We start from the raw sequence: 11,731 nt of genomic DNA, 5'->3' as shown, positions 1-11,731 counted from the left end.
TCGTTGACGACAGCCATGCGACCTGTGAGATCATCCGCCGGGCCTTGCAACAGTTTGAGTACCGCAAGCTGCTTTGCAGTGTGCCAGTCGCGTCGATGATGCATTGGCACAGATAACCAGCTGGCAGCCCCAAATCATTTTGACCGACTGGCACATGCCGGATAAAACCGGCATAGAGTTGCTGGAGTTGGTGCGTGTCAGCCACCCTGATCTCCCTGTGGCGATGATCTCCACCGTCGATGATACGGCGCAAATTGACTATGCAACGTCCTTGGGCTGTGCTTTTTTCCTGTCAAAACCTTTCAGTGATGATGCGCTGCGTAGCGCCATTATGCCTCTGGTGCTGGAGCAGGAAGCCAACGAAGTGATTGCTGAGGATGAAGCTGTGCCGCTCAGAGAAGAGCTGGCTTTGCCGAAAACTGATTTACTTGAACGGCTGATGCAGAAAAATATCAGTGGCTCACTGGTGTTGAAACCCATCAAAGCGCAGCAACTGGATGAAAGCAAAGTACCATGTATGATGGTGGTGTATGCTGAACGGGGCAGCCAGAAACCCCGGGTGATTGGAGTGTTAGATATTTATGCGGCGTGTGTGTTAGCCAGCAGTCTGCAAGTGATCCCACAAGAAGAAGCGCACAAAGCCATTCATTTAAATCAGGTGAATCCGGAAATTATGGCGGCGTGCAAAGAGGCGCTGGCTAAAACGGCGTATGCATTCGTCGACAAACAAAGCAAAATGAGTTTGTTTGTCAGAAGCTGCTCTTTCCTAACTAAAACTCACCCTAAACTGGAACGCCTATATCAGTATCCACTCGACAGTCGAATTGATTTAAGCTGTGAGCGAGAGGGCATGGCACAAGGTAAGATGTTGATTGTTGGGGTGTGATACCCTTTCACCTTCCCTTAAGGATACATTGACTCTGTGCGTCGATCCGATATGATGTGGTCGGAATTGACGGAAAAACACCCAGGAGGACAATGATGATAGTAACCAAACCGACCGGGCAGACTGGCCTCAATTAATTTAGTCTAGCCAGCACTTCTTTTCGCCCGGTATCTACCGGGGCACTCAGCCCCTTTGTCAATTATTAACATCATTGTTAAGGGGTCGTCATGACCAATTTTCAGATACTCGCCAGCTTAGGCTGGACACCCTTTTTTCAACAACAACTTACACTTGAAGAGTGGAGTAATGCCTGTCCTGTGCGGGTAGTCTCGGTACACCGAACCCGTATTTCAGTGCAAAGCGACACCGGGAGCTATTCTCTGTCGGTAACACCTGCCATGGATACTCTTGCCGTTGGTGACTGGATACTGGTGGATAATCAGCAGCGATATATCCGCTTGCTGGAGCGACAAAGTTGTTTCAGACGCAAGGCGCCAGGGGCACACAGAGAGTGGCAGTTAATCTCGGCAAATGTCGATACGGCCTTTATTTTGTGCTCACTGAATGAAGATTTTAATCTGAACCGACTGGAACGCTACCTGGCACTGGTGCACAGTTCGGACGTACAAGCCGTCATTCTGCTGACTAAGGCCGATCAGGTTGACCATACGGATCAGGCACTCACTATGGTGCGCGAGCTTGATGCCAGCCTGGATGTGCTGGCACTGAATACGCAAGCGTCCGTCTGTGCTGAACGCTTGTCTCCCTGGCTCACCAAAGGCCAGACGGTCGTATTGCTGGGGTCATCGGGCGTCGGCAAGTCAACGTTGACAAATACGCTGATGAAGGTACACCATCAACAAACTGGCAGGATCCGTGAGGACGACGGAAAAGGACGGCACACAACGACGCACCGGGAGTTGGTTACCTTGCCATCAGGTGCTTTGTTGCTCGATACGCCGGGGATGCGGGAGTTGCAACTGGGTGGTTGCGATACGGGGATCAGCTCGGCATTTGCTGATATAGAACTGCTTAGTGAGCAATGCCGGTTTAATGATTGTCAGCACGATCAGGAGCCCGGGTGTGCAGTGCATCGCGCGATTGAATCCGGCGAGTTGAGTCAAAGGCGGTTGAATAACTACCTTAAGTTGAACCGAGAAAATGCCTTTAATACTTCCACCATGGCGCAAAGGCGTGCCAAAGAAAAATCGTTTGGCAAAATGGTTAAGCAAATAGTCAAAGACAGGGAGCGGTTTAAAGAGTGTTAGTATATGCGTCAGGTCATGCCCAGCGCATAGCCTGACGTTTTTTAATTTAATACAGCCACTTAAATATCTATCCCAAAGGAGTACTATGTTATGGCAAATAGAAAACGAAAGCGCTGTCTTAAAGGGCTGTGTGTCGCAGTTGTTATGAGCGGTTTGAGCGCGGGATGCGCAACGTCTGATGAGCCAGTTGAAGGCGCTGCTTTGCTGCATCGTTATGTAGATAACCAAAATGGCATCGATGGGCTGGATAATGTTCGACGGCTGTTATTTGATGACACTGACAAGGTGTTGTATGCAGTCAGCGCGGATGATGATGCATTGACTGCATATCGTGTCGGCGATGATCACTCTTTGACTATGCTGGATATGATGTCAGGTGAACGCGCAGGAGGTATGCTCATCGGTGCATCGGATATGACGTTTGTGGGAACTGACAGGGATATTCAGGTTGTTAGCTTTTACAGTGGTGCCGTTGCACAGTTTCGGTTGGGTCGTAATGATACATTGACTTTGCAGTCAGGTTTATCTGACCGAATTGATATCCAGCGCGTGTTCAAACAGGGTAAGCCCATTTCAACACAAGAGGATAAACTGGCTCTGTTAGGGCCATATGCCATTGTTGGTGATGCCGCTGGTATCAGTTATGTGGCAGCTAATGTGTCGCAGGCATTGGTGCAACTGAGTTCCGCACAGGGACAGCTGAGCACACGTCAGGCAATTCGGGCCGATGAGGTCAATGCACTGGGTGGCGCAGTGTCGGTCGCACAATCTGATAGCGGCCAGAAAGTCGCCGTGGCGGGCATGCAGGCAAATCAAATTGCGCTGTTTGAGGCATCAGACTCACAGCCGCTTAAGTTGCAGCAAACCTTATCTATCGGGCACCAAAGAGCGTTAATCGAGCCGGTATTTGTGACTTTTGTACCAGGGACCGAGCGTTTGTTAGTGGCGGATAAGCAAAGTGTATTTGCCTACTCTCCTGATCCACAGGGCAATTATACATCCTCTACAGAGCTGAAGGTGTCAGATAACCAAAAGCTGAGCGCTGTATCACGTTTGGCTTTTGACCCTGCGGGGCAATGTATGCTGGCTATGTCGGAGTCTGCGGATCAGGTTTATATTTTTAAACGCCACGGTGATACCCATTGGCTGCATGTGTCACAACTCGATATTGGCGGTGGACAGGCTCCCACCTCTGCGGCGTTTATCTCCCAGGATAAGGTTGCTATCAGTTTTGCCAAGAGTGACGCGATCCAAATTTATACAAATGTCTGTGGCCAATGAGCTATTAAACTGCGTTCGAAAAGCACATTTGAGTTAATGCACGCGCGGCTATAAAAAGCAAAATGGTCTGATCATGGAAGAGGCACAAATGTGGATCATTTATGCGAGTAACTGGCCTTTCGTGTATTGAATTGCGAAAATAGAAATTATTAGTCATATTTGTAATGAGTTTTTACCTGAGTTGCTATGAGTTTGTCAGGTTTTAGTTGAACTTCATTTCTTTTCCCTGTTAGTCTAATACGTTGTGACGATTTGAAATTTTAGAATACTCTTATTTATTGGAATAATGCCTTGCCTGAGGTGTCCTAGTAGGGCTTGAGCGTCTCTCCTGTGCGCTAGGTTTGGCCGTCTAATCGTCCATCAATAACTGGAAATTTTGACCACTTTGATGGGATGCCATGTCTTCGTTAATGGATATTAAACTGACAAAACTCGGAGCGTTTGTTCTGGATCTGAGCGATCAGGTTTTATATCGCGATGCCAGCGAGGTTGCTATTGAACCTAAGGTCATGGCGCTTTTGCTGTATTTGTATGAAAACAAAGACAGATACGTAAGCATTGAAGAGTTGCACCAGCAAGTATGGTCTGATCGCGTGGTATCGGATACGGCAGTACGTAGTGCTGTTAAAAAGCTCAGATTGATTCTGGGTGATAATGATATTGCGAACGCCCGCTATGTAAAGTCAGTATCAAAGCGCGGCTACAAGTTAATCTGCGAAATTGAGCCAGTCGATGCGCTTGAGGCCGCAGCCCACCCCACAAAAGAAGCTAACGTTGCAACACTGCCTGATGAGGGCCTTGATAGTGGCACAGTCGGTGCGTCAAACGACGTGTCGGAAGCGCTTATCAATACGACAGACAAGCAACCACCCAGATTAGAGAAATCATCAGGTCTTGCTTATAAGCTGTTGATGTTTTTGGTTATATTTCTGTCTGCGATAATCGGGTGGACGAAATATGATGTCATCACTAAGTATGTGCTGGACAGCCAGTTGGCAAACGTCGGCGATCTTGATCCACTAACGGGGTTTAATGGCGAAAAACATGACTTATCGGTGTCTCTAGATGGTCGATATGTTGCTTTTTCTGGTCGCACTTCTATCGAGGAAGACCGGCAGGTATATTTGCTTGACCGACAAAATAACAAGATCAGACAGCTCACATATCATGCCAATAATGCTGCGCGCGTGCAGTTTGCTCAGAATGATAAAGTTATCATATACAGTGACCTAAGTGGTGGGAAAACGTCTGTTCAGTTGTTACCGCTGACCTTGTCTGAACCTGAGTCAGGGAGGGTCACCCTAATAGAAGGCGTGGTTGCGGTAGGGGACCCTTCTCGTGGCCGTCATGCATCAGAGCTGCTATTGCCTATGTTAGTGGATCTGGAAAGTGAAATGACCCTGTACGCGCTTGACCTGCATACACGAGAGTACTTGCGTATGCTGGCCCCCAGTGATGCAAGTGAAATATTGTATGATGTAAGCTTGTCACCAGATAAACAGAAGCTGGCTTTGATAAAAAAGATCAAAGGTCAGTTCCACATCTTGTTATTTGATTTAGCAACAAAAGAAGAAACCCTGATCTACAGCACTAAGCATAAGTTGTACGGCGTTGAGTGGAAAAACAATACGTCTTTGCTGGTTATGGCCGCAGGTGCGTTTTTCCAGGTTGACACCCTAACCGGGGAGCAAATCAGGTTGATCGAAGACGGCGATGTTGTGTTGCGCAGTTTTGATACCCATGATGGGGCAGATGTTGTATTGCTACAAAAAGAGTTTAGCCGGGCGAAGCGCCTGTATATAGAACATCAACTGGTTCCACAATTAGAAGTCCAGCAGATCATCAATACCGCGCCTCAGGTTGTCGCTATGCTGTATGATGAACTGTCAGATGAACATCGATGGGTGATGCACTTAAAAGACGGGATCACAACCATTGGCAGGATGACAATGAGCAACAGAGAGATGGATTCTTATTACAGCTCTGATGAAAATGTCGAATTACTGGATGTATCGTATCAGGCTGGTGGGATTTTGTTTAAGGAAGGTCCCAAGCTGGCATTTTACTCGTTTGAACACCGTCAGGTTAATTATATTACCTCATCTATGGAGACCAGCAGCGATGCTGCGTTCAGTGCAGACGGCAGTGCTATTTATTACGGGGTCAATGTAGCGGGTGAGTGGGAAATACAAAGCTATGATATAGGCTCTAAAATCAGTAGCCTGCTGTTATCCGGTTATCGCTCTATCCGCCCTGCAGGGACTGGCTATATCGTCGCTGAGCCCATTGATGCACAGCTTTTCTATCTACCTACCCTTACTGGCCCGGCTAGGGCATTAAATCATCCAATTGACTTTAGATATATTAGCCGTTGGTACGTCCGGGGTGAGCATATTATCTGGACGGCATTTGATGAACGTAATACTTATCTGCACAAACTCAACTGGCAGACGGATTCGCATCTCGTTTATGAAGAGCGCTTTTTCGCTCTTTACCCCACCATAGCGACAGATATAAGTGGAGATAAAGTCCTGTCACTGTCAGTGCAATTAAATGATACCTCTATTGCAACAATTAAAATAGATCACTAAGATGATACCTGAAAAGGGGCCGAGTGTTTGGGTTACGCACCCTCGCTCTATTCTCCTTGTTCACTCTACTTAATAAAAAACAAAAGGATCATTAGTGTGAAAAAAACAATCTGTATAGCCATTATCTCTCTTTTCTCCGTTGTTGGGTCATTTTCTACGTATGCAGACGAAAAAGGTCCACAAAACCCTATCTGGGTTTGTGGAATTCTAGACTGTGATAAGCCACATGAAAAATTTTTGCGCTAACTCAATATTCAATTAGTCCAGCAACGCCTTTAAAATAATAAAAATAAGCCATTGATATAATGGCTTATTTTTTTAGTTATAAAAAATAGATGTAACAGTTGTTTAGAAAATTGCGATAAATTTCTATAGTTGGTTCCGAGTTAACGACAACCGGACAGGGACTGATGAAAGGTTGTAACTTAGTCGGCAATCTGTGTAGTTTGTTAGCACTATCAAGGATTGAAAGTGAGATGCCGACAATGCTTTTTTCCAAGGATTGGAAGAAGTAAGTATCAAACTCTGTTGTATTTAAACTGCAGTGTTTGGCGTTAGCTTAGGATGTATCGCTAAATTGTCTTGTTGTCTTTTGGGGTACATATGTTGCACCTTATGCAACATGTAGGTGAAATAATAACAATAATATAGAAATCCGGACCAACACAGGGAGAGCAACAGGAATAGTGTTGGAAGCACAGAGTGACTACCTACCACTCGCATTGTCAGTGCTCTGGATTGTTACAAGGATTGACTGATGAAGATCAAGGAGTGATTGCCAGTGATGCAGCGGTCCTACTGCCGTTGTATTGCTGGTTAGATTCATCAATAGCATTAACAGGTGTTGCTTGCTGTAAAAGGAAGATCGTATTCCAAATTAAATAATAACAACGATAACAATGTCACCATTAAATATGGGGCTGTTAAACAACATGTCGTCACAGCTAGTTGCCAATACCCACCAATATTGGTTTTTGTTTTTCAGCCCTGTTTTTTCCCATAGCCGGGGATCTGCTCGTGCGTCACTTCATCAATTTGGTCAGGCTTTAGGAACTGATGCGCATATTTCAAATAGACTTTCGAATCAACAAAGACGTCAAATAAGTCTGGGTCAATGTGGTCGCCTAGTTTCATTTTCCCCATGATGAACAAACATTCACTGAGCTTTTTCGCATCTTTATAGGGGCGATCTGCCGCTGTGAGCGCTTCAAAAATATCGGCAATGGCCATGATCCTGGCGGGGATCGACATTTGCTCACGTGTTAACCCTCTAGGGTATCCAGTGCCGTCCATCTTTTCATGATGACCGCCGGCAAATTCAGGCACACGGCGCAAGTGTTTTGGGAAGGGGAGCGCTTCAAGCATTTCCAGTGTGATGTCCATATGGCGATTGATGATCCTACGTTCCTCGGCAGTTAACGTGCCGCGTGCAATGCTCAGATTATAGACTTCGTTCTCAGTTAATAGGGGCTGTATTTCTGAGCCTATCCGCACTGACGCTTGTTCGGCGATGTCTTTTACGCGTTGCTGATCTTCGTCGCGCATGAATTCTCCACCGATATTGGCATGTCGTAAAAATTGGCGATCTTGCTCCAATTGGGTGAGTTTTTCCTCTAACTCCACTCTAAGGTGATTGACCTGAGCTTGGTCACCATCCCGCTCAAAACGGAAAATACGTTTTGTATAGTCGAGTTCAAGATCGCGCTTTGCCAGTTCAATTTTGGTATCTACCAGCGCGATTCTGTCGTTTACCGATTCAAGTTTGGTGGCTTTATCCATGACATATTCAGGAATGGCGATTTTCCCACAATCATGCAGCCAGCCTGCTAATGACAGCTCGGCCCGATCAGCTTCCGTCATGGAGAAATCGGCCATGGGACCTGATGTGGCGTCATGTACTGCTTCGGCAATCATCATGGTGAGTTCTGGCACGCGTCGACAGTGGCCGCCGGTGTAAGGCGATTTTTCGTCTATGGCTTTTGCAATCAGGCGGGTAAATGCCTGAAACAAGGTTTCCATGCCATCGATAAGCTGACGGTTGGTCAATGCCACAGCGGCTAGCGCCCCAATGGAACAAATCATGTCGGTTTGCTGTTTAGAAAAAGGGACTATCTCACCCTTGCTGTGCGGGTTGATCAGTTGCAGCACTCCGTTAAGCTCTTGCTCATGATTAAGTAATGGAATGGTGAGCACGGATTGTGTGTGATAACCCGTTTTAGCATCCATCGCTCGTGCTGCGGACAGATCGTATTCCTGGCATTCGTATACGTCGTCTATTTTGATCATTTCCCGCTTTGCCGCAGCCAGCGCGACTAAGGCACTTTCGTTACATTGTCCATTGTCCAGATAGATAGGGATCGGAGGAAAGGGGATTGGCTGATTGGAGGTACCGCCCATGTGTAGATCCAAAGGCCCATTGATCAGTGTGGCAAATTGCAGTTGCATGTCTTCCGTGACGGAATATATGGTACCGCCATCAGTTGCACTGAGTTCCATCGCCGAAAGCAGGATGTTTTCCAGGAGTCGACTTGTATCGTGCTCCGATGCCAGCTCAATGGCCAATTTGAGTAGATGTTGCAGCGCGACCTGTGAGCCTGCCTGCTCAAACTTATTTGCAATGTTTCGAATATGCTGTTCCATAACTCACCTGCTATTTCGATGTATGGGTGTAGCTGCCATCCCACTGCTCACCGGGCGGGTTAGCCTGTAAGACCAAGATCCGCTCACTAAGTAGCGTATAGATTTTTCGCTCTGGTGAGCGTTCTTTAAGTTTAGTAAATGCTGCCTGAGCCTGCTGCCATTGTTGTGATAAATAAAGTGACCAGGCTTGTTCATGGGCGTCCAGCTCTTCGCGTATGGCTGGGGTTAACGCCTCATGACTGCAAATCGGTTCATATACCGTGACGGCCTGGTTTTTGCCTTTGACCTTAACTTTGTCAATTGGGCGGCACACCAGGCCTGAGCATTGTGCATACGTCGTTTCATTGATAAGAATGCCCACACCATAGTATTTCGTCAGACCTTCAAGCCGGGAGCCCAAATTCACGGCATCGCCAAGTACCGTGTAGGCGCGACGATATTCGGACCCCATATCTCCCACATTCATATCGCCGGTATTGAGCCCAATACCAATTTTAAACGGGGGCAACGATTGTTGGCGCATAGGTTCTTGCAGCGCATCAACCTGATCTTGCATTGCCATGGCACAGCGCACCGCCAGTTCAGGGTGCGCCTCAACAGGCAAGGGAGCATTCCAAAACGCCATCACCATGTCGCCCACATATTTGTCTATGGTGCCCTGGTGCTCGAAGATGATCCGTGTAATGGGCGAGAAATACTGATTGAGATAAGACTTGAGCCGACCTGCATCCAGGGATTCAGAGATAGTGGTAAAGGAGCGAATATCAGCAAACAACACGGTGATATCACGTTTTTCCCCTTCCATAGACACACTGTCTGGGTTGTCTAACATCGCCTGAATATGGGCAGGCGGGACATATTGATCGAAAATTGATTTTATCTGAAGTCGCTCTTTGTGCTCCCTGACAAACCCCAGGCTGCCCAGGATCATGGCCTGGCTAATCAACATAGCCAGCACTGCCACTTGAGGTAAATCCAGTCGGAGCTTGACCCATAAATAAGCACTCAGTGTGATAAATAATCCGCTCACACAGAGGGTAAAGACTGCAATGCCTAATACTTCGAGGCGGGGTAAAAGAAAGACGCACAGGAGGCCCAGTAACAGCAATAGCATGATCACCGCCCCATCCATCCAGTTGGGTCTGCTCGGTAATAGCTCTGGAAAAACCAAGCCCTCTAATACGTTAGCGTGGACTTCCACTCCGGGATACTGAACACCCACAGGCGTCGTTCTTAGATCGGCATGACCAACCGCGGACGTACCGACAAAGATAATGGCCTGATCGAACAGCGCGGGGTCTATCTGGCCGTTCAGGACATCGGCGGCGGAGACATACGGAAAGCTGAAGGCGGGGCCTCGGTAAGGGACATTGACCCGGCCATAGTCGTCTGTTGGAATAAGTGCTGTACCCAGGCGTATTCCCTCAACGCTGTGCCCGGTACCAAAGGGTTTAGTGACTACCTCGACTTGCTCGGCCATGGTGTAGAGTCGCGCGGCTTCCAGTGCTAATGCAGGATAGAGCTGACCCTGATGCTTGGCCAGCAGCATCGAGTTACGAATAAAGCCATCGCTGTCCGGGGCACTGTTAATAAAGCCACTTCCCGGGCTGTTTTGTTGTAATTCGGAGACATTGGCAACATGCCCGGCAAAATTGGGAACGGGCAACGCAGCAGCAGGAATGGCGCTGAAAAAAATGGTCTCTGGTAACGTGCCAACGAGAATGTCAGACTGATGCTCGAACAACAGACCAAGTACAGTGTCCGTTTCCTGTAAGCGGCTGGCAAAGGCTTTGTCGGCATCTATGGTTGGGGCCAGAGCGTGTAACGTATGGGAGACATTGGCAGAGGTTTGCGTATCAAGGTGGCTGAGCACTTGCCGTGCCGGGTTCAGTTCCGGTTCTGAAAATAAGATGTCGTAGGCAATGACGGCTACGCCCGCATCAGCCAGCTGAGATTGTAATCGTGCCATCACATGGCGGCTCCACGGGAAGCGACCGACTTGTTTGAGACTTGGTTCATCGATATCGACAATCACAATAGGTAAGAAAGAGCGCGAGTGCAAAGACAGGGTCGATTTCAAACGCAGGTCGTAGCCTAGCCCTTCAAGGCGCTTTAAGGCGTCGCCATAGGGCGAGGCCGGGGATAGTGTGAGCAATTGTAAGGCGATAAACAGGATGATAAGGCAGAGGCCACAGAGCCATTGCTGATAGTATTTACGCCATAATCGCGGGAGGCTCATGGCAGTGTTAGTCCCTCGCGAGCCAGAATGGTTTTGAAAGGCCGGTTCTGGCGCTGAATGTCTGCGGCTATCTGATCCAGCGCTGCATCGCTGCGGTCCGGATCATGGCTGATCAGCACAAGGTGCTTCACAGCCCCTTGTTCGGCCAGGAGCAGCGCATCTTTGATCAGTGAGTGGCCCCAGCCGTGCTTGAGCGGATAATCATCCGGTACAAACTGGCCATCGTGGATCAGGTAGTCTGCGTCTTTAACAAAATCAACCCACTGTTGAAATGAGGTGACAGGCAGACCAGGCGGGTTCAGCTCATTGTCAGTGGCGTAGACCACCTCGATACCGTCTGCGGCAATTCGGTAGGCACTGCCACCACCCGGGTGGTTCATTGCGCAGCGGCGAATGTCAAAGTCTTCATACTGCCAGTGGTCCTTCACTTGTGGCGTTACCTGAATATCGGCTGCTAAGGTGTTATGTGGCACGGGAAAATAGCTCCCCTGCATTTGCTTTAAAATGGCGTCAGGAGCATGCTCTTCTGTGACACCCGGTACAATGGTGATCTGGCGTTTTGCAATGTACGCAGGAATGAAAAACGGAAAACCCTGAATATGATCCCAGTGGTTGTGGCTCAGTAGGATGTAAAAAGGTTGACGGGTATGCATCACCTCCTGGCCTAGTATTCTAAGCCCGGTCCCCGCATCCAGGATCATACGCTTACCAGCATCGCTTTCAAGGGTTACACACACTGTGTTACCGCCGTAGTGGACGGTTGTTGGCCCCGGTGTGGGGGTGGACCCCCGCACACCATAAAACTTTATTTTCATACCTAACCCTT

Annotated in this window: 7 protein-coding genes; 4 read left to right on the top strand and 3 right to left on the bottom strand. The window is 48.1% G+C overall.

Annotated features, from left to right (window positions below):
* Positions 1–73: 73 nt before the first annotated feature.
* The 4 genes from IY568_RS16010 to IY568_RS15995 all read left to right on the top strand — a co-directional run bounded on the left by IY568_RS16010 (position 74) and on the right by IY568_RS15995 (position 6,026).
* A complete protein-coding gene (locus tag IY568_RS16010; protein ID WP_228553385.1) occupies positions 74–886 on the top strand; it encodes a response regulator in 813 nt (270 codons plus the stop codon).
* A 227-nt stretch (positions 887–1,113) separates the two neighbouring features.
* Entirely contained in the window at positions 1,114–2,154 is a 1,041-nt protein-coding gene (gene rsgA / locus IY568_RS16005) for a ribosome small subunit-dependent GTPase A (protein ID WP_194868077.1), read from the top strand.
* Between the two features lie 90 nt (positions 2,155–2,244).
* Positions 2,245–3,435 carry a hypothetical protein gene (locus IY568_RS16000; protein WP_194868076.1) on the top strand — a complete coding sequence of 397 codons (1,191 nt, stop codon included), beginning with the start codon at positions 2,245–2,247 and terminating at the stop codon, positions 3,433–3,435.
* A gap of 398 nt (positions 3,436–3,833) precedes the next feature.
* Positions 3,834–6,026: a winged helix-turn-helix domain-containing protein gene (locus tag IY568_RS15995; RefSeq protein WP_194868075.1), complete on the top strand. Its 2,193-nt coding sequence runs from the start codon at positions 3,834–3,836 to the stop codon at positions 6,024–6,026.
* A gap of 981 nt (positions 6,027–7,007) precedes the next feature.
* Here the strand turns inward: IY568_RS15995 and IY568_RS15990 are convergent.
* Genes IY568_RS15990 through IY568_RS15980 form a run of 3 tightly spaced genes read right to left on the bottom strand, consistent with a single transcriptional unit; the run spans position 7,008 to position 11,720 of the window.
* Complete coding sequence (locus IY568_RS15990) at positions 7,008–8,666, bottom strand: HD domain-containing phosphohydrolase (RefSeq protein ID WP_125561034.1); 1,659 nt, start codon at positions 8,664–8,666, stop codon at positions 7,008–7,010.
* Positions 8,667–8,676: 10 nt separating this feature from the next.
* The gene (locus IY568_RS15985) at positions 8,677–10,905 is read right to left on the bottom strand and encodes a CHASE2 domain-containing protein (protein WP_194868074.1); all 2,229 of its coding nucleotides are present in this window, start codon (positions 10,903–10,905) and stop codon (positions 8,677–8,679) included.
* Positions 10,902–11,720, bottom strand: coding sequence for an MBL fold metallo-hydrolase (locus IY568_RS15980; protein ID WP_125561031.1), 819 nt, complete (start codon positions 11,718–11,720; stop codon positions 10,902–10,904). The genes IY568_RS15985 and IY568_RS15980 overlap by 4 nt, the downstream gene beginning before the upstream one ends.
* Positions 11,721–11,731: the final 11 nt, after the last annotated feature.

It is taken from the genome of Pseudoalteromonas sp. PPB1, from assembly GCF_015356275.1.
In the GTDB taxonomy this organism is placed as follows: domain Bacteria; phylum Pseudomonadota; class Gammaproteobacteria; order Enterobacterales; family Alteromonadaceae; genus Pseudoalteromonas; species Pseudoalteromonas rubra_D.
This window is presented reverse-complemented; position numbering and strand designations above follow the sequence as displayed.

Bases quoted from the DNA above. Each gene is read 5' to 3' on its own strand.
- rsgA (WP_194868077.1), top strand. From the start codon at position 1,114: ATGACCAATTTTCAGATACTCGCCAGCTTAGGCTGGACACCCTTTTTT.
- IY568_RS15980 (WP_125561031.1), bottom strand. From the start codon at position 11,720: ATGAAAATAAAGTTTTATGGTGTGCGGGGGTCCACCCCCACACCGGGG.
- IY568_RS15990 (WP_125561034.1), bottom strand. From the start codon at position 8,666: ATGGAACAGCATATTCGAAACATTGCAAATAAGTTTGAGCAGGCAGGC.
- IY568_RS15995 (WP_194868075.1), top strand. From the start codon at position 3,834: ATGTCTTCGTTAATGGATATTAAACTGACAAAACTCGGAGCGTTTGTT.
- IY568_RS16000 (WP_194868076.1), top strand. From the start codon at position 2,245: ATGGCAAATAGAAAACGAAAGCGCTGTCTTAAAGGGCTGTGTGTCGCA.
- IY568_RS15985 (WP_194868074.1), bottom strand. From the start codon at position 10,905: ATGAGCCTCCCGCGATTATGGCGTAAATACTATCAGCAATGGCTCTGT.